The sequence below is a fragment of the Bradyrhizobium sp. 17 genome (assembly GCF_023073515.1).
Classification (GTDB): domain Bacteria; phylum Pseudomonadota; class Alphaproteobacteria; order Rhizobiales; family Xanthobacteraceae; genus Bradyrhizobium; species Bradyrhizobium canariense_D.
This window is the reverse complement of the sequence record NZ_JADPJQ010000128.1, coordinates 137925-154974: the sequence shown is the minus strand read 5'-3', so window position 1 is coordinate 154974 and position 17050 is coordinate 137925. Positions and strand designations below refer to the sequence as shown.

At 64.3% G+C, this 17050-nt stretch carries 17 protein-coding genes; 9 read left to right on the top strand and 8 right to left on the bottom strand.

Annotated features, from left to right (window positions below; all coding sequences use genetic code 11):
• Window positions 1-125: 125 nt before the first annotated feature.
• Window positions 126-596: a hypothetical protein gene (locus IVB13_RS35830; protein ID WP_018453000.1), complete on the bottom strand. Its 471-nt coding sequence runs from the start codon at window positions 594-596 to the stop codon at window positions 126-128.
• A gap of 293 nt (window positions 597-889) precedes the next feature.
• Here IVB13_RS35830 and IVB13_RS35825 point away from each other — a divergent pair, with 293 nt between their 5' ends.
• The 4 genes from IVB13_RS35825 to IVB13_RS35810 all read left to right on the top strand — a co-directional run bounded on the left by IVB13_RS35825 (window position 890) and on the right by IVB13_RS35810 (window position 4485).
• Window positions 890-2548, top strand: coding sequence for an FAD-binding dehydrogenase (locus IVB13_RS35825; RefSeq protein WP_247492278.1), 1659 nt, complete (start codon window positions 890-892; stop codon window positions 2546-2548).
• Window positions 2549-3469 (top strand): PHB depolymerase family esterase, encoded by a 921-nt coding sequence (locus IVB13_RS35820; RefSeq protein ID WP_204512766.1) that lies wholly within the window; start codon window positions 2549-2551, stop codon window positions 3467-3469.
• 133 nt (window positions 3470-3602) lie between these two features.
• Entirely contained in the window at window positions 3603-3953 is a 351-nt protein-coding gene (locus tag IVB13_RS35815; protein ID WP_007599359.1) for a RidA family protein, read from the top strand.
• A gap of 166 nt (window positions 3954-4119) precedes the next feature.
• Complete coding sequence (locus IVB13_RS35810; RefSeq protein WP_018452997.1) at window positions 4120-4485, top strand: nuclear transport factor 2 family protein; 366 nt, start codon at window positions 4120-4122, stop codon at window positions 4483-4485.
• A gap of 72 nt (window positions 4486-4557) precedes the next feature.
• Here IVB13_RS35810 and IVB13_RS35805 read toward each other — a convergent pair whose 3' ends face one another.
• The gene (locus IVB13_RS35805) at window positions 4558-5478 is read right to left on the bottom strand and encodes an amino acid ABC transporter substrate-binding protein (protein ID WP_026232434.1); all 921 of its coding nucleotides are present in this window, start codon (window positions 5476-5478) and stop codon (window positions 4558-4560) included.
• A gap of 12 nt (window positions 5479-5490) precedes the next feature.
• Window positions 5491-6786 (bottom strand): dicarboxylate/amino acid:cation symporter, encoded by a 1296-nt coding sequence (locus IVB13_RS35800; RefSeq protein ID WP_027569994.1) that lies wholly within the window; start codon window positions 6784-6786, stop codon window positions 5491-5493.
• Window positions 6787-6993: 207 nt separating this feature from the next.
• Between IVB13_RS35800 and IVB13_RS35795 the strand changes: the two genes are divergently transcribed.
• The 4 genes from IVB13_RS35795 to IVB13_RS35780 all read left to right on the top strand — a co-directional run bounded on the left by IVB13_RS35795 (window position 6994) and on the right by IVB13_RS35780 (window position 11994).
• On the top strand, window positions 6994-7995 hold the full coding sequence (locus IVB13_RS35795; RefSeq protein WP_018452994.1) for an NADP-dependent oxidoreductase: 1002 nt from the start codon (window positions 6994-6996) through the stop codon (window positions 7993-7995).
• Window positions 7996-8146: 151 nt separating this feature from the next.
• Window positions 8147-8977: a cysteine rich repeat-containing protein gene (locus tag IVB13_RS35790; RefSeq protein WP_247299211.1), complete on the top strand. Its 831-nt coding sequence runs from the start codon at window positions 8147-8149 to the stop codon at window positions 8975-8977.
• A gap of 267 nt (window positions 8978-9244) precedes the next feature.
• Window positions 9245-10384 (top strand): FAD-dependent monooxygenase, encoded by a 1140-nt coding sequence (locus tag IVB13_RS35785; protein ID WP_018452992.1) that lies wholly within the window; start codon window positions 9245-9247, stop codon window positions 10382-10384.
• Window positions 10381-11994: a benzoate-CoA ligase family protein gene (locus IVB13_RS35780; RefSeq protein WP_018452991.1), complete on the top strand. Its 1614-nt coding sequence runs from the start codon at window positions 10381-10383 to the stop codon at window positions 11992-11994. The genes IVB13_RS35785 and IVB13_RS35780 overlap by 4 nt, the downstream gene beginning before the upstream one ends.
• A 45-nt stretch (window positions 11995-12039) precedes the next feature.
• Here IVB13_RS35780 and IVB13_RS35775 read toward each other — a convergent pair whose 3' ends face one another.
• Window positions 12040-12552, bottom strand: coding sequence for a MarR family transcriptional regulator (locus IVB13_RS35775; protein WP_018452990.1), 513 nt, complete (start codon window positions 12550-12552; stop codon window positions 12040-12042).
• Window positions 12542-13174 carry a maleylacetoacetate isomerase gene (maiA, locus tag IVB13_RS35770; RefSeq protein ID WP_018452989.1) on the bottom strand — a complete coding sequence of 211 codons (633 nt, stop codon included), beginning with the start codon at window positions 13172-13174 and terminating at the stop codon, window positions 12542-12544. Before maiA ends, IVB13_RS35775 begins: the two co-directional genes overlap by 11 nt.
• Window positions 13175-13264: 90 nt before the next feature.
• On the opposite strand from maiA, the gene gtdA reads away from it, so the two are divergent.
• Window positions 13265-14305 carry a gentisate 1,2-dioxygenase gene (gtdA, locus tag IVB13_RS35765; RefSeq protein WP_018452988.1) on the top strand — a complete coding sequence of 347 codons (1041 nt, stop codon included), beginning with the start codon at window positions 13265-13267 and terminating at the stop codon, window positions 14303-14305.
• 108 nt (window positions 14306-14413) lie between these two features.
• Here the strand turns inward: gtdA and IVB13_RS35760 are convergent, their stop codons facing one another.
• From IVB13_RS35760 to IVB13_RS35750, 3 genes are read right to left on the bottom strand one after another with little or no spacing between them, the layout of a single operon-like run.
• On the bottom strand, window positions 14414-15238 hold the full coding sequence (locus IVB13_RS35760; RefSeq protein ID WP_018452987.1) for an ABC transporter permease: 825 nt from the start codon (window positions 15236-15238) through the stop codon (window positions 14414-14416).
• The gene (locus IVB13_RS35755; protein ID WP_247299209.1) at window positions 15231-16004 is read right to left on the bottom strand and encodes an ABC transporter ATP-binding protein; all 774 of its coding nucleotides are present in this window, start codon (window positions 16002-16004) and stop codon (window positions 15231-15233) included. Before IVB13_RS35755 ends, IVB13_RS35760 begins: the two co-directional genes overlap by 8 nt.
• 16 nt (window positions 16005-16020) lie before the next feature.
• A complete protein-coding gene (locus IVB13_RS35750) occupies window positions 16021-17025 on the bottom strand; it encodes an ABC transporter substrate-binding protein (protein WP_018452985.1) in 1005 nt (334 codons plus the stop codon).
• Between the last annotated feature and the right edge of the window lie 25 nt (window positions 17026-17050).

Below are 17050 nucleotides of genomic sequence, written 5' to 3'. Positions count from 1 at the left end.
AAGCCGCTTCCGCGAGGCGAAGGCCCGGGCATCCACGGACTTTCCAGCCGGGCCCAAGAACGTGGATGGCCGGGACAAGCCCGGCCATGACGACAGATTAGTGAAAGGCGAATGACTGCCGCGGCCTACCGCGACGATGGCTTGTTGGCCGAGGCCTGCGCGTCGAGGTAGCAAGGCTTGTACATAGCCTGGAGCTGCCGGCCCTTCAGGAAGAGCATATGCGGGGTGAGGCCGCCGCGCTGATTGATCCAGCGCTTCACCTGCGAGGGATACATCGCATAGAGCATCTGGGTCGCTTCGGTATTGGTGACGGCGCGGCCGTTGCTGCCGAAATCCCACGCGGCGTGGAAGCCCAGTGTGGCGTGCGACGTCACGCAGATGCGGTCAGGCGGGATGGCGCCGAGGACGATGGTGCAGGCAGAGGCGCAGAGACCGTCGATGATGACGGTATCGCCCGACTGTCGCAGGTCCTGGTATTTGTCGACGTAGGTTCCGATCCGGCCGCCGCGGTCATCCGCGATCCGAACCACCGCGTGAGAAGCGCCCATGCTCGCGATCAGGAGAACCGCCGCAAGCAACCCCGTCAGAAACTTCATTGGCCCCCGCCCCAGTCGAATTCGAATCTGTGTGTCAGGTGGTGATGCCCTGCTAGGGTCCGTCGTAACCGCGGTTTTGTCTAGGCATGCCGGCTCGCTCAAAACAAATTCAAATCCAGTGTTGCGCCGGCGCTGCACTCAGCCGGTCTTTTTCCCGAAGTGGAACAAGTTAACGATGTCTTACGCGCCGTCCTCTTGATCTCAGTTGCAACCGCCGGCTTCAATCCGGGCAACTACAGGGAGGAACCTGTGGAGGGCGAAACACATGGAGGGGGAAACATATGGCCGAACAGATGGCTGAAGAGACTGACGTCATCGTTGTCGGCGCAGGACTGTCGGGCCTGGTGGCCGCAACCGAGATCGCGGACGCCGGCAAGCGCGTAATCGTGGTCGACCAGGAGGGCGAGCAGTCGCTCGGCGGCCAGGCGTTCTGGTCGTTCGGCGGATTATTCCTGGTCAATTCGCCGGAGCAGCGCCGGCTCGGCATCAAGGACTCCTTCGACCTCGCGATGCAGGACTGGCTCGGCACCGCCGGCTTCGACCGCGACGAGGATTTCTGGCCGCGGCAATGGGCCGACGCCTATGTGGCGTTCGCGGCCGGCGAGAAGCGTGCATGGCTGCGAGCGATGGGCCATCGCATTTTCCCCGTGGTCGGATGGGCCGAGCGCGGTGGTTATGACGCGATGGGCCACGGCAATTCGGTGCCGCGCTTTCATGTCACCTGGGGCACCGGGCCCGGCATCGTCGAGCCGTTCGAGCGCCGGGCGCGCGAGGCGGTCAGAAGCGGCCGGCTGAGCTTTCGGTTCCGCCATCGCGTCGATGCGCTCTCGATCACCAACGGTACGGTGGATGGCGTCGGCGGCGCCATTCTCGCCCCCGACAATGTCGAGCGCGGCAAGAGTTCGTCGCGCAATGTTGTCGGCGAGTTTGCGTTGAAGGCCCAAGCCGTGATCGTGGCGTCCGGCGGCATCGGCGGCAATCACGAGCTGGTGCGGCAGAACTGGCCGAAGCGACTCGGCGCGCCGCCGAAATTCATGATCTCCGGCGTGCCCGAGCATGTCGACGGCCGCATGATCGGCATCACCGAGAAAGCAGGCGCGCGGCTGATCAACCGCGACCGCATGTGGCATTATGTCGAAGGCATCCAGAACTGGTCACCGATCTGGCCGCGCCACGGCATCCGCATCCTGCCCGGCCCCTCCTCGATGTGGTTCGACGCCACCGGCACGCGCCTGCCGGCGCCGTTGTTTCCCGGCTCCGACACGCTCGGCCAGCTCCAATACATCATGTCCACCGGCTACGATTATTCCTGGTTCATCCTGACCCAGAGCATCATCAAGAAGGAGTTTGCGCTGTCGGGCTCGGAGCAGAATCCCGACCTCACCGGCAAGAGCTGGCGTATGACCATCAAGCGCGCCACCAACAAGGGCGCGCCGGCGCCGGTGGAAGCGTTCAAAAGCCATGGTGTCGACTTCATCGTGCGCGACAAGATCGAGGATCTCGTTGCGGCCATGAACAAGCTGGCCGGCAGCGACCTCCTCAAGCTCGAGCACATCAGGATGCAGATCGAGGCGCGCGACCGAGAGATCGCCAACCCTTACGTCAAGGATGCGCAGGTGATGAACATTCACAATGCGCGGCGCTATATCGGCGACAGACTGATCCGCACCGCCTCCCCTCACCGCATCCTCGATCCCGCGCAAGGGCCGCTGATCGCGGTCAAGCTCAACATCCTCACCCGCAAGACGCTCGGCGGTTTCGAGACCGACCTCTCTTCGCGCGTGTTCGGCGAGGAGGGCAGCGTCATCCCCGGCCTCTATGCAGCCGGCGAAGCCGCCGGCTTCGGCGGCGGCGGCGTGCACGGCTATCGTTCGCTGGAAGGCACGTTCCTCGGCGGCTGCCTGTTCTCGGGCCGCAATGCGGGCCGGGCCGCGGCGAAGGCCGTGGGCTAGATGATGCGGCCGCGGCTGCGCATCGGGGCGTTTGTTGCGGCATTAGCCGCTGCCTCGGCTGCGTCCGCGGATACGATCGATATTGACGGTGTGAAGCGGTCCTACACTGTGCAACTGCCGTCGAAGCGGCTCGTGCCGCTCGTCGTCGTGCTGCACGGCAAGACGCAGCGCGGAGCCGACATGATGACGCGGACAGCGTGGCCGCAGGTCGCAAAGCGCGAAGGGTTTGCGGTGGTCTTTCCTGATGGCCTCAACCACGCATGGGCCGATGCGAGGACCAAGGCGGGACCGGCGCTCCGTGGCCCGCCCGCGGGTACCGACGACGTCGCCTTCATCGCAAAGCTCGTCGAGAAGCTGGTGGCGAACGGCACCGCCGATCCTCGCCGCGTCTATGTCACCGGCATCTCCAATGGCGGCGCCATGGCAATGACGCTGGTCTGCGCCCGAGCCGATCTGTTTGCTGCCGGCGCGAGCGTGAGCATGAACCTCACTGATGAGACCGCTGTCACGTGCCATCCGTCGCGGCCGTTGCCGATGCTGCTGATGAACGGCACGGCCGATCCGCTGGTCCCCTACGAAGGCGGCCGCGGATCGAGCTATTATGCCGCAGACAGTTTTTGGTCCACCGACGAGACGCTTGCGTTCTGGCGCAAGCTCAACGGCTGCGAGACCGATAATGCCGACATGACCGATTTGCCCGACAGGGCGCCAGCAGACCAGTCCACGGTGACGCGGATCTCCTCGCGCTGTCCTGAAGGGCACGACGTCGTGCTTTATCGCATCAATCAAGGCGGTCATCGCATGCCCGGATTTTCTCCGGATGCCCGCTTCCCGAAGGTCGCCGCCAGCTTGCTCGGGTCGCAGAACGGCGACATCGACGCAGCCGAAACGATCTGGACGTTCTTCGGCCAGTTTCCCTGAAGTGCAACTCAGGCATCGCCGATGACGCATGCGTGCCTGGCAACGCATGCGTGCCCGGCAACGCATGCGTGCCTGGGGTGGCACAGGGCAAGCCGCTGCGCTAGACAGGGCCGCCATTCAAAGGAGACCCCCAATGAGCATTCAGCGTCTTGAAACCGGCCCGCGCATGAGCCAGGTCGTCGTGCACGGTAACACAGTCTATCTCGCCGGTGTCGTCGCCAACAACGCCGCCGGCGAAAGCGTGACGAAGCAGACCCAGGACATTCTGGCGACTATCGACAGCCATCTCGCCAAGGCCGGCACCGACAAGTCCAAACTTCTTTCGGCCACGATCTACATCACCGACATGAAGACGTTTGGCGAGATGAACGCGGTGTGGGACGCCTGGGTCTCGCCCGGCAACACGCCGGCACGCGCCACCGTCGAAGCCAAGCTCGCGGCGGCACAATACACCGTCGAAATCATGGTCACGGCGGCCAAGTAAGTTCGCGACAAACATTTGCGCGCGCTTGTCGGCGCATGATCCGATCGGGAAACCGCTTCACACTTTCCCGCATCATGCGCATGACCTCCGAGGTAATCGATCAGCGCGCGCAAACCTTCGATAATCATGTCAGCCGAACGACACGGCGCCATCGAAGGAGACGACAATGACCGATCCCATCACCATCGCTCGCCGCTACATCGATCTCTGGAACGAACGTGCAGCTGACCGCCGGCGCGAACTGCTGAGCCAGAACTGGACGGCGGATGCGAGCTATGTCGATCCCCTGATGAAGGGCGACGGCCATGACGGCGTCGATGCGCTGATCGCAGGCGTGCAGCAGCGCTTCCCCGATTTCAAATTCAAGCTGATCGGCGAGCCCAACGGCTACGGCGACCATGTCCGCTTCAGTTGGGGCCTTGGTCCTGACGGCATCGACAGCCCGATCAAGGGTACGGATTTCGCCGTGCTGAAGGACGGCCGTATCAGGAGCATCACGGGATTTCTGGACCAGGTGCCCGCCGGCACGTGAGCGCGCGCTGCTCGTTGCTGCGCCCTCTCCCCCGGTAAGGGAGAGGGCACACTTTCGTTCGTCGCACAGGCGCTAGTTATTCGCGCTCGCGGAATCGTCCATCGCCTTGAAGGCTTCCTCCAGCTGCAGCGAGATCGGCACGTTCAGCCGTTCGCCGGTCGGAAGCCGTGCGGTGAACCATTTGTTGTAGAGCGGAACGAGGTCGTGGTTGGAGCCGAGCTTGCGGAAAGTGCGATCGACCACCGCCGCCAGTTGCGGTTCGCCCTTGCGGAACATGATGCCGTAGGGGTCGTAGGACAGGTAATCGCCGGTGACGCGGAACTTGTCCTGTGCCTTGTGACGCACGATCAGGCTGGACAGCAGGATGTCGTCGGTCGCGAACGCATCGGCCTTGCCGTCGACGAGCATCTGGTATGACTGTTCGTGATCGGCACCGACAACGATGGTCAGTCCCAACGATGACTTCTTGTCGGCCGCCTGGATCGCCTGCTCGTTGGTGGTGCCCTTCGTCACCACGACGGTCTTGCCCTTCAGATCAGTCAGTGACTGGACGCTGGACGCCTTCGGCACCATCAGCTTGGTGCCGGCGACGAACATCAGCGGCGAGAAGGCGACGCGCTTGCCGCGCTCGGCATTGGCCGTGGTCGAGCCGCATTCCAGGTCGATCTTGTTCTGGAGCACGGCGTCGATGCGGTCATCGGAGGTGACCTTGACGTAGGCGATCTTCAGATTGGGATCGTCGACCTCGACGCCGATCTCCTCGACAATAGCCTCGCAAAGCTCGAGGCTGTAGCCGATCGGCCGGTTGGCCTGGTCGAGGAAGGAGAACGGCGGCGAGCTCTCGCGATAGCCGAGGCGCACGGTGTGCGCGGTCTTGATCGCCGACAGCGTCGGGCTAAGCCCTTCGCTGCCACCGGTCTGGGCGGAGGCACCCGTGGCCAGCAGGCACGCTGCCAGCAACAGGCCGCCCGATATCGCCATTGAAAGGCGCATGATGCACTCCGATCAATGGCCGGCCATCGCAGGCACTTCGCCGGGGATCATGTCCCCCGGCACGGCATCGCCAGGTTCAAGCTCGTGCTCGGGCCCGAGCTCGCCTTCCCACTTGGCCACGACCGAGGTCGCGAGCGTGTTGCCGATCACGTTGGTGGCGCTGCGGCCCATGTCGAGGAAGGTGTCGATGCCCATGATCATCAACAGCCCCGCCTCGGGGATGCCGAACTGCGAGAGCGTCGAGGCGATCACCACGAGGGAGGCGCGCGGCACGCCGGCCACGCCCTTCGAGGTGATCATCAGCGTTGCCAGCATCGCGAGCTGGGTGCCGAGCGGCATGTCGATGTGATAGCTCTGCGCGATGAAGACGCTCGCGAAGGTGCAGTACATCATCGTGCCGTCGAGATTGAAGGAATAGCCGAGCGGCAGCACGAAGCTCGATATCCGCGACGAGGCGCCGAACTTGTTCAACCCCTCCAGAGTTTTCGGATACGCCGCTTCCGAGCTCGCGGTGGAGAACGCGATCATCAGCGGTTCGCGGATCAGCTTCAGCAGATGGGCGTAGCGCGGCCCGATCACGATGAAGCCCACGACCACCAGGATGCCCCACAGGAGCGCGAGCGAGAGATAGAAGCCACCCATGAAGACGATGAGCTTCCAGAGCACTAGCAGGCCGTTCTTGGCAACCGTCGCGGTGATGGCGGCCCAGACCGCGAACGGCGCGAACAGCATCACATAGCCCGTCACCTTGAGCATGATGTGGCCGATGTCGTCGATCAGCGCCAGGATCGGCTTGGAGCGCTCGGGCATCGAGCCCATCGCCACCGAGAAGAACACGGCGAAGATCACGATCTGCAGGATCTCGTTCTGCGCCATCGCATCCGCGATCGAGGTCGGGATCAGATGGGTCAGGAACTTTTCGATCGAGAAGGCGGAAACCGGCAGGCCGGTCGACTGCGCCTTGTCAGGCAGCGTACCCGGGAAATTCGCGCCGGGCTGGAGCAGATTGACCATCACGAGGCCGAGCATCAGCGAGACGAAAGAGGCGCTGACGAACCAGCCCATGGTCTTGGCGAAGATGCGGCCGAGCTTGGAGCCCGAGCCCATATGAGCAATGCCGCCGACCAGGGTCGCAAATACCAGCGGCGCGATGATCATCTTGATCAGGCGCAGGAAAATCACGGCGATCAGGTTGATGGACGAGGCCCAGTCGCCCCGCGTGTCGGGCAGGAAATTGTAGATCGCCGCGCCCATGATGATGCCGAGCACCATCGCCACCAGAATGAATTGCGTAAACCTGTTCGACATTGAACACCCCCGCTACACCGACCGCTTCATGATGTCGCAGATATGACGACTGCGCAACACGCTTGGCGTGCGATCGTCGGGCGGATGTTCCCGTTGCGAAACTGGCGCCCGCGATCTAGCCTTCATGCAGCGCACAACGAAAGCGGCTTGCACGTTTTTCTTGCGGCCGCTGCATCAATAATCGTCAAACGACCGAGGGGAAACATCATGAGCGGCAGCATCAATCGTCAGATTCTTTTGGTGGAAAAGCCCAGCGGCAAGCTCGGTCCCGAGCACTTCAAGCTGGTCGAAGGTGCGGTGCCCGAGCCGAAGGACGGCGAGGCCTTGCTGCGCGTGCGTTACATCTCGCTCGACGCCGCCAACCGCGCCTGGATGCACGGCGCGACCTATCGTTCAGCGGTGGAGGCCAACAGCGTGATGGCCGGCGGCGCCATCGCCGAGGTCATCAGCTCGAAGGCGCCGGAGCTTGCGCCGGGCGACATCGTGTTCGGCGACACCGGCTGGCAGGAGTTGGCGACAGTGCCCGCCAAGCATCTCACCAAGATGCCGAAGCTCGAGCCGATGACGCATCTGCTCAGCGTGTTCGGCATTGCCGGCCTCACCGCCTATTTCGGCCTGCTGGAGATCGGCAAGCCCAGAGAGGGCGAGACGGTCGTGGTCTCCGCGGCCGCGGGCTCGGTCGGCTCGATCGTCGGGCAAATCGCGAAGATCAAGGGATGCCGGGTCATCGGCATCGCCGGCGGCGCCGACAAGTGCAGCTGGCTGACCTCCGAACTCGGCTTCGATGCCGCCGTCGACTACAAGGACGGCGCGGTGTTCAAGGCGTTGCGCGCGGCGGCTCCGAAGGGCATCGATGTCTATTTCGACAATGTCGGCGGCGACATTCTCGAAGCCTGCCTGCCGCAGATGAACAATTACGGCCGCATCGCCTGCTGCGGTGCGATCTCGCAATATGACGGCGCGCCCTCGGCACACGGCCCGCGCGGCGTGCCCGGCCTGATCGTGGTGAAGCGGCTCGTCATGCAAGGCTTCATCGTGATGGACTACATGAAAGAGAGTCAGCGAGCGCTCGCCGACCTCCAGGCCTGGGTCACATCCGGCAAGCTGAAGGTGCAGGAGGACATCATCGACGGCCTCGAGAACACGCCGAAGGCGCTGGTCGGATTGCTGGCGGGCGAGAACCGCGGCAAGCGGATGATCAAGCTCTGACGACGTAGTTACGTCGCAATTGCAAAGCCAATATCTACTTGCGGTAGAGGTCGCGGCGGCCAATGATGTCGCGCGCGGCATCACCCGCGACGATTGTTTGCATCACATTTGAAAAAATTGTCGGCGTTGCCGACAGGGCAGGAATACTCGGATGTTCAACACGTTGAAACATGCGTCGGCACGCGGGGCGTTGCTGGCGGCGGCTCTCTTCGCAACTGCAGCAGGCGCATTCGCACAAGCGCCGACCGAGGCGCAAAAGAGCGCGATCCGCTCCGCATGCCGCTCGGATTTCATGGCGCACTGCGCGAGCGTCACGCCCGGCGGCGTGGAAGCCTATCAATGCCTGCAGAAGAACATGTCCAGCCTGTCCTCGGGATGCCAAACCGCGGTCCGCGCCGTCGAGCCTGCTGCGGCGCCGAAGACCGAGGCTGCACCCAAAGAGGCTCCACCCAAGGCGGAGGCCGCGCCTGCCGCGCCGAAGGCTGAAACCGCCCCCGCCGCAAAGCCGGCATCTGGAGCAGCGCCGAAGGACGCGGCAGCCAAACAGCCGAGCAGCGCGCAGGTCGCTGCCGTCAAGAGCGCGTGCCGCGCCGATTATCCCAAGGTGTGCGCCAGCGTGCCGCCAGGCGGCGCGCCTGCGCTCGAATGCCTCGAGAAGAACAAGGCAAAGGTTTCGCCGGCCTGCGAGAAGGCCGTGAGCGCCGCGGCCGGCGGCGGTGGCACGGCAGCAACGGCGGCACCTCCGGGCGCGGCTCCCGCGGCGGCGGCAGCACCGGCAGCCGCGCCCGCCGTGATCGCGTTGCGCCCGCTGCGGCCGCGCGAAGAGCTGTTCATCGTCCGCTCCGCCTGCGGTGCCGACATCCGCACGCTGTGCGCCGGCGTAGCGCCTGGCGGCGGCCGCATCGTGCAGTGCATCGCCAGCAACGCCGCGTCGCTGTCACCTGCCTGCAAGGACGTGCTGGCGCCGTTCGCGGCACGCTAGAGAAGCGTGCCATCCGGCGGTCCGCTGCACCACCGTGCTCGTGGGCGGCGTACGGGTGAAGCGCTGCGTCTGACGGGGCGGATGGCCAAGCCGCCACGGTTTGGCTATGCTTCGCAAGGTCACTGCTTCGGACACGCGCCAAACGCGCGTCCGGACGTGAGCTGTGGTGTGCCGCGCGGCTTGCCGATAATTCCGCTGGCGCGGGTGGCCGGAGCACATTAGTCTACCCCTAGATAGTAAGTATACTGTCAATTAGGGAGGCAGACGTTGCGGATCGCCGTGATTGGCGGGGGGCCCGGTGGGCTCTACTTCGCCTATCTCTGGAAGAAGCGTCACCCCGAGGATCAAGTCGACCTGTTCGAACAGAACCCGGCCGACGCGACCTGGGGCTTTGGCGTGGTGTTTTCTGATCAGGCCCTGGAATTCCTGCGCGCCGACGACCCCGAGACGGTCGACGCGATCTCGCCGCACATGGAGAGCTGGGAGAACATCACGCTGAACCTGAGCGGCGACAGCGTGGCCATCGACGGCGTCGGCTTCTCCTCGATCGGCCGGCTCGAGCTCTTGCGATTCCTGCAGCAGCGCGCGATCAATGCCGGCGTCACCCCGCGCTTCGACACGCCGATTCATGCGATCGATCAGCTCAACGGGCACGATCTGATCGTCGCTGCCGACGGGCTGAACTCGCTGGTACGCCGCGCCTTCGAGGGCGATTTCGGCACCTCGCTGTCCTACTCCTCGAACAAGTTCGTCTGGTACGGCACCTCGAAGCGCTTCGAGACGCTGTCGCAGACCTTCGTCAAGACCGACCGCGGTGCCTTCAACGCCCATCACTACCGCTACTCGCCGACCATGAGCACCTTCCTGGTCGAATGCGACCATGCGACGTGGCAGGCCTACGGTTTCGCCTACAAGGACGTGGAGCAGTCCAAAGGTGTCTGCGAGGAGGTGTTCGCCGACACGCTCGGCGGCCGCTCGCTGGTTTCCAACAAATCGGTCTGGCGCAACTTCCCCTGGGTCTGGAACGAGCACTGGTCGTTCAAGAACATGGTGCTGCTCGGTGACGCCCTGCACTCGGCGCATTTTTCGATCGGCTCCGGCACGCGGCTCGCGATCGAGGACGCCATTGCACTGGTCAAGGCGCTGGAATCGGACGCCCATCTCTCGACCGCCCTGCATCGCTACCAGGCCGCGCGAAAGCCGGTGGTGCAGAAGCTCGTCAATGCCGCGCGGACCAGCGCTTTCTGGTACGAGCACTTTGCTCAGCACATGCAGCAGGGCCTGATGGACTTTGCCTATAGCTACATCACCCGCTCCGGCCGCATCGACGACTCCCGCCTGCGCGCGATGTCGCCGGGCTTCATGGCGCGCTACGAAGCCGCCAAGAACGGTGGGGACGAGGCATGAGCCGGCAGATTCACGACCAGGTGCCCGCCGACTGCGCGGGCGCGCGCGAGATCGGCTTTTCCGTTCCGCAGGTCTACAATGCCAGCCGCGTGCTGTTCGACAATGTCGGCAAAGGCCACGGTGACAAGCTCGCGCTCATCGGCCCCGCGAGCACGCGCACCTACGCGGAGCTCTGCGCGGAAGCCGGGCGCTGGGGCAACGGCTTTGCCTCGCTTGGCCTCAAGCGCGGCGATCGCGTGCTGTTGTTCCTCGATGACACTCCGGCCTACCCGGCCGCGTTCTTCGGCGCGGTGCGCGCCGGCTTCGTGCCATTGCTGATCAACACGCTGACACCGCCGGATCTGCTGCAATTCTATCTCGCCGATTCCGGCGCGACTGTTGCGGTGGCGGACGCCGAGTTCTGTGCACGTTTCAACGCCGAGGCCTGCAAGGACACGGCCCTGCATACCCTGGTCGTCGTCAATGGCCCGGCGAGCGATCACGCCGCGCCGAACGCCGTTTCCGCCGCCGGCTGGCTCCCCCAGTTTCCGACTGAGCTCGCGGAAGCCGACACGCATCGCAACGAGATGGCGTTCTGGATGTATTCGTCCGGATCGACCGGCCGCCCCAAGGGCATCGTGCATCTCCAGCACGACATGGCCTATAGCGAAGTCGCCTTTGCGCAGAACGTCTTGAAGCTGACGCCGGATGACATCTGCTTCTCGGTGCCAAAAATCTTCTTCGCCTATGGCTTCGGCAACGCGATCACCTTCCCGTTCTCGGCGGGCGCGACGACACTGCTGTTGCCCGGCCAGCCGAAGCCCGTGGCAATCTTTTCGGCGATCGAGCAGTACAGGCCGACGGTCTTCTTCGGCCTGCCGACGCTTTATACATCGCTGACCAAGGCCGAGGGTGCGAACAAGACCGACTTCTCCTCACTGCGCATGGCGCTCTCGGCCGCCGAGGTGCTCTCGGCCGACGTCTTCAACGGCTGGAAGACGCTCACCGGTCTCGAGATCGTGGAAGGCCTCGGCTCGACCGAGGTGCTGCACATCTATCTCTCCAACCGCCCCGAGCGGAAGAAGCTCGGCGCCGCCGGCCTGCGCGTGCCCGGCTACGAGGTCGCGCTGCGCGACAAGGACGGCCGCGATGTCGCCGACGACGAGGAAGGCATCTTGTGGGTGCGCGGCGATTCCAACACGCCGCTGTACTGGAACCGGCCGGACAAATCCGCCGAGACCATCCGCGAAGGCGGCTGGATCTACACCGGCGACCGCTTCGTCCGCGATGGCGATGGCTTTCACTTCTTCCGCGGCCGCGCCGACGATCTCATCAAGATCTCCGGCCAATGGGTCTACCCGCTCGAGGTTGAGCTTTGCCTCGCCGACCACCCGGACATCCGCGAATGCGCGGTGTTCGCCGCCGAGCTGCCGGACCGGCGCATGACGCTTAAGGCAGTGGTGGTGATGAACACCCGCGCGGCGGATCAAAGCGAAACGACCCGGCGGCTGCAGGATTACGTGAAGGGCAAACTGCTTCCTTACAAATATCCGCGCGAGGTGATCTTCATCGACGAGCTGCCGAAGACCGGCACGGGGAAGATCGACCGGCAGGCGTTGCTGAGGATGTGAGCCACCGCTGCCATCGCCCGCGAAGGCGGGCGATGACAACCAGGATTAAGGTGCCTTCCCCAGATGCTCCATCGCGTCCTCCGCCCGGAGCGGCACCCGCGACGCCTCGTTGTTGAGATCGACGAGCTGCGCCAGGAGCCCCATAAGCGCCTTGCGGTCCGCTGGCTTGAGCGGCTCGAGCATCCGCGCCTGGGCGCGTTCGACGGCGGGAATGATGTCGCGCAGGATCGCCGCGCCTGATTTGGTCAAATAGAGCAGCTTGATCCGCTTGTCTTCCGGCGCCGGCCTGCGCTCGACGAAATCCTTGGCCTGAAGCCGCTCGATCACGCTGCCGAGCGTGGAGCGATCGAAGGCGATCACCGCGGACAGCCGCGTCGCGTCGATGCCGGGGTGGGTGTGGATCGCGATCAGCGCCGCGTATTGCACCGGCGTGAGGTCGAACGCCTTGCACTCCTCCATGAAGATCGAGACCGCGATCTGCTGCATGCGCCGGAACAGATAGCCCGGCGCCGCATAGACCGCGTCTATCGTGATTGGAGGGGCAGGCTTACTCGGCATCGGGCTGCTTCTCCGGCGCGGCGTTGACGAACGCCGGCAGGGCCTTGGCCGCAGCTTCCGCTTCAAGCAGGCGCGGATAGGCGGAGACGTCGACGCCGAAGCGGCGCGCATTGGCGAGCTGCGGCACAAGACAGAGATCGGCGAGCGTCGGCACATCCCCGAAGCAGAACGGGCCCGGCTCGTTTCTGATCAGCGTCTCGCACGCCGCGAGCCCCTCGCGGTTGACCCAGGCCGCCCAGTCCTGAACCTTCTCCTCGGCAAGGCCGAGCTCGCGCAGCCGCGCCAGCACCTTCAAGTTCTGCACGGGGTGAGTGTCGCAGGCGATCGCCAGCGCGAACGCCCTCACCTTGGCGCGCTGCAACGCATCCCTCGGCAACAGGGGCGGGTTGGGATGGGTCTCGTCGAGCCATTCGATGATGGCGACCGATTGGGTCAGCACTGCGCCCGCATCGTTCTCCAGCGCCGGCACCAGGCCTTGCGGATTGATGGCGAGATAGGCTGGCGCACATTGCTCGCCCTTGCGAAGATGATGCGGCAGGTGCTCGGCACCGCGGCCTTTGAGGTTCAGCGCGATGCGTACCCGGTAGGCGGCGCTGGAGCGGAAATAGCCGTGCAGCTTCATCGGAACCCTCCCGTTTCGTTCTTGTTCGCACGTTGACGCTACCCAGATCGTAAGTATACTGTCAATCAACAAAGCGACGGGAGCCGCACCATGGAAGCCGTGACCAAGACGCCGGAACGCGAGGCGTTCTACAAGAAGATCGACGGCGAGAATCTCACCGCGCTCTGGACGGTCATGAGCGATTTGATCACGCCGGAGCCGAAGAGCGCCTGCCGGCCGCATCTGTGGAAGTTCGACATCATCCGCGACTACATGACCGAAGCCGGCAAGCTGATCACGGCGAAAGAGGCCGAGCGGCGCGTGCTGGTTCTGGAAAACCCCGGCCTGCGCGGACAGTCGAAAATCACCACGTCGCTCTATGCCGGCGTGCAGATGGTGGTGCCCGGCGACGTCGCGCCCGCGCACCGGCACAGCCAATCGGCACTGCGCTTCGTGCTCGAAGGCAAGGGCGCCCACACCGCCGTGGACGGCGAGCGCACCGCGATGGAGCCCGGCGACTTCATCATCACGCCGTCGATGACCTGGCACGATCATTCCAACGAGACCGACCAGCCGATGTTCTGGCTCGACGGTCTCGACATTCCGCTGGTGCAGTTCTTCGACTGCTCTTTCGCGGAAGGCTCCAACGAGGATCAGCAGAAGATTACAAGGCCGGCCGGCGACAGCTTTGCACGCTACGGCCACAATCTGCTGCCGGTCGACGTGAAGCGGAGCTCGAAGACTTCCCCGATCTTCAGCTATCCCTATGCCTACACGCGCGAGGCACTGGAGAAGGCTCGCGCGAGCCAGGAGTGGGATGCCTGTCACGGGCTGAAGCTGAAATTCAGCAACCCCGAGACCGGCGACTTCGCGATGCCGACCATCGGCACGTTCATCCAGCTGCTGCCGAAGGGCTTCAAGACCGCGCGCTATCGCGCGACGGACGCGACGGTGTTCTGTCCGATCGAGGGCCACGGCCGTACCCGCATCGGGGATGCGACGTTCGAATGGGGCCCGCGCGATTTGTTCGTGGTGCCGAGCTGGCAATGGGTCACGCACGAGGCTGATATGGATGCGGTGCTGTTCAGCTTCTCGGATCGCCCCGTGCAGCAGAAGCTGGATTTGTTCCGGGAGGATCGCGGGAATGCGTGAGGTACGCTGCTGGTAGCATCGTCATTGCGAGCGCAGCGAAGCAATCCAGAATCTTTCCGCGGCGACAGTCTGGATTGCTTCGCTGCGCTCGCAATGACGGAGTAAACCTCACCGCCAGTGCAACAGCCGCGTCTCCAGCCAGTTGATCACCCTCCCCACCATCAACCCAAACACCGACAAAATCACCACGCCCGCGAGCAGCTGATCCGTCTGCATCAAATTGCCAGCCTGCAGCACGAACGCGCCGATGCCGTACTGCGCGCCGATCATCTCGGCGCTGACGACGAGCAGCAGCGCCACCGACGAGGTGATACGGAAGCCGGCGAGGATCGCGGGCAGCGCGCCCGGCCAGACCACCTTGCGCACGATGGTGGCGAACGGCACGTTGAAGCTCTGCGCCATGCGGATGAGGTTGCGCGGCACCGCGTCGACGCCGCTATAGACCGAGATCGCGGTCGAGAAGAACACCCCGAGCGCAATGGTCGCGATCTTCGGCTCTTCACCGATGCCGAGCCAGAGGATCAACAGCGGCAGCAGCGCGATCTTCGGGATCGGGAACAGCGCCGAGATGAAGGTGATGCCGACGCTGCGCGCCAGACGCGACAGGCCGATGGCAAAGCCAACGGCGACACCGGCTGCCGTGCCGAGCAGCCAGCCGACACCGATGCGCAGGAGCGACGCGGAAAGGTGCTGCCACAGCGCACCCGAGATCGCGAGCTGGTAGATCGCCCGCGCGATCGCCGATGGCGGTGGCAGGAATAGCGGATTGACCAGGCCGGTGCTGCCGGCGGCCTGCCAGATCGCAATGACCAGCGCGAGCGCGATCCAGCCGCCGAAACGGCTGCTCGCCGGCACGAAGCCGGCGCCGCGAAAGCGGACGCGCCGGACCGCTTCATCCTTCGTCGATGTTCCCGCCGGAGCGCGATCAAGCATGCTGGACCTCGCGCTCGGCATCGATCGCCTCGTTGCGGATCAGCGACCAGATCTGGTTCTGAAGCGCGAGCAGCTTTTCACGGGCTGCAATGTCACCGCGCTCAGTGCGCGTCATCGGCACGCTCACGACCTCGCGAATACGGCCAGGGCGCCGCGACAGCACCACGATGCGGTCGGCAAGCCTCGCCGCCTCTTCGAGATTATGCGTGACATACACGGCGCCCATGCCGCCATCGGCGAGCAGCCGGACGAAATCCTCCATCAGCAGTTCGCGGGTCTGCGAATCCAACGCCGACAATGGCTCGTCCATCAGGAGAATGGCCGGCCTGACCGCGAGCGCGCGCGAAATGCCGACGCGCTGGCGCATGCCGCCGGAAAGCTGCTTTGGATAGGTTTTGCGAAAATCGGTCAGGCCGGTGCGGCGCAAGGCGTCCTCGACCAGCGCGCGGCGCTGCACGGCCGAGAGCTGGGTGTGCAGCAGCGGGAATTCGACGTTCTCCTCCACATTCGCCCAGGGCAGCAGCGCAAAGTCCTGGAACACGAAGGTGAGCGGATTGAGGCTGTCCGCCGGCGGCGATCCACGCAGCTCGGGCGCGCCGGAGGTCGGCAGCAACAGCCCGCCAAGGATCGACAGCAACGTGCTCTTGCCGCAGCCCGACGGCCCCACGATCGCCACCACCTCGCCCGCGCTGACGGTGAACGAGACGTTGTCGAGCACGGCGAGATCGCCGAAGCGATGGGTGATGTGGTTGGCGATCAGGTCCATGGACTGCGTTCTACTCTCAATCCGCCTTCACGAATTCCTTGGCGATGATCGCATTCGCGTCGAAGCCCTTGTCGGCAAAACCCTGCTCCTGGAGCCATTTGATCTGGTTGTCGACGTTCTTCACATCCAGCTTGCCGTCGGGATCGATATAGGCGCAGTTGCCGACCACCTGCTCGACCGGGAGGTTCGTATATTTGGCGATGATCTCCAGCAGCGGCTTTGTCTTGTCATTGATCGGCGCGACACCGTCCTTCATCGCGGCGAGGATGACGTCGTGATATTCGCGGTCGGCCTTTGCCAAGGCGCCGAGCAGCTTCGTCACCAGCACCTTGTTGGTCAGCGTCTTCGGCGAGGCGAACACCGCGCCCAATTGCCAGGGTGTCTCGTCGCCGACCCAGCCGAGAAACTTCGCACCACCGTCGTCCATCAGCTTTCGCGCGGTGGAGATCGGCAGCAGCGCTGCATCCACGGTCTCGCCCTTCAGCGCGGCCGCCGCATTCGACAGCGATTGCAGCGGCACAATCTTCACGTCGGCGAGCTTGAAACCGTATTTGTCGGCAAGCAGGCCGAGCGAATAGTGAAAGGAGGAGCCAACCTGCGTCATCGCCACGCGCTTGCCCGCGAGGTCCTTCGGCGTCTTCAGACCGCTCGCATAGGCGTTGTTGCTGGCGAAATAGCCGATCAGGGGATAACCAGCCTTCTCGCGGCTCATGCCGCCGATCACCTTGAGCACGCCCTTGCCGGCGAGATTGTAAAGACCTGCGGTGAAGGCGGTGACGCCGAAATCGATGTCGCCCGAGGTCGTCGCCACCGCGATCGGCTGCGCCGCGTCGAAGAATTTCAGCTCGACCTCGAGGCCGGCCTCGCGGAAATAGCCCTTGTCCTGCGCGATGAACACCGGCGCGGAGGAGGATAGCCTGAGCACGCCGATCCTGGCCTTCAGCGCGTCCTCGGCTCGGGCCGTGCCCATTGCTGTGATCGCCATCAGGCCAGCTAGCGCGAGCCGCACAATCCCGATCATTTCGTTTCCTCCGCCGTCGATATCT

Coding starts and splice junctions, on each gene's coding strand:
- IVB13_RS35830 (WP_018453000.1), bottom strand. CDS start 596: ATGAAGTTTCTGACGGGGTTGCTTGCGGCGGTTCTCCTGATCGCGAGC.
- IVB13_RS35825 (WP_247492278.1), top strand. CDS start 890: ATGGCTGAAGAGACTGACGTCATCGTTGTCGGCGCAGGACTGTCGGGC.
- IVB13_RS35820 (WP_204512766.1), top strand. CDS start 2,549: ATGATGCGGCCGCGGCTGCGCATCGGGGCGTTTGTTGCGGCATTAGCC.
- IVB13_RS35815 (WP_007599359.1), top strand. CDS start 3,603: ATGAGCATTCAGCGTCTTGAAACCGGCCCGCGCATGAGCCAGGTCGTC.
- IVB13_RS35810 (WP_018452997.1), top strand. CDS start 4,120: ATGACCGATCCCATCACCATCGCTCGCCGCTACATCGATCTCTGGAAC.
- IVB13_RS35805 (WP_026232434.1), bottom strand. CDS start 5,478: ATGCGCCTTTCAATGGCGATATCGGGCGGCCTGTTGCTGGCAGCGTGC.
- IVB13_RS35800 (WP_027569994.1), bottom strand. CDS start 6,786: ATGTCGAACAGGTTTACGCAATTCATTCTGGTGGCGATGGTGCTCGGC.
- IVB13_RS35795 (WP_018452994.1), top strand. CDS start 6,994: ATGAGCGGCAGCATCAATCGTCAGATTCTTTTGGTGGAAAAGCCCAGC.
- IVB13_RS35790 (WP_247299211.1), top strand. CDS start 8,147: ATGTTCAACACGTTGAAACATGCGTCGGCACGCGGGGCGTTGCTGGCG.
- IVB13_RS35780 (WP_018452991.1), top strand. CDS start 10,381: ATGAGCCGGCAGATTCACGACCAGGTGCCCGCCGACTGCGCGGGCGCG.
- IVB13_RS35775 (WP_018452990.1), bottom strand. CDS start 12,552: ATGCCGAGTAAGCCTGCCCCTCCAATCACGATAGACGCGGTCTATGCG.
- maiA (WP_018452989.1), bottom strand. CDS start 13,174: ATGAAGCTGCACGGCTATTTCCGCTCCAGCGCCGCCTACCGGGTACGC.
- gtdA (WP_018452988.1), top strand. CDS start 13,265: ATGGAAGCCGTGACCAAGACGCCGGAACGCGAGGCGTTCTACAAGAAG.
- IVB13_RS35760 (WP_018452987.1), bottom strand. CDS start 15,238: ATGCTTGATCGCGCTCCGGCGGGAACATCGACGAAGGATGAAGCGGTC.
- IVB13_RS35755 (WP_247299209.1), bottom strand. CDS start 16,004: ATGGACCTGATCGCCAACCACATCACCCATCGCTTCGGCGATCTCGCC.
- IVB13_RS35750 (WP_018452985.1), bottom strand. CDS start 17,025: ATGATCGGGATTGTGCGGCTCGCGCTAGCTGGCCTGATGGCGATCACA.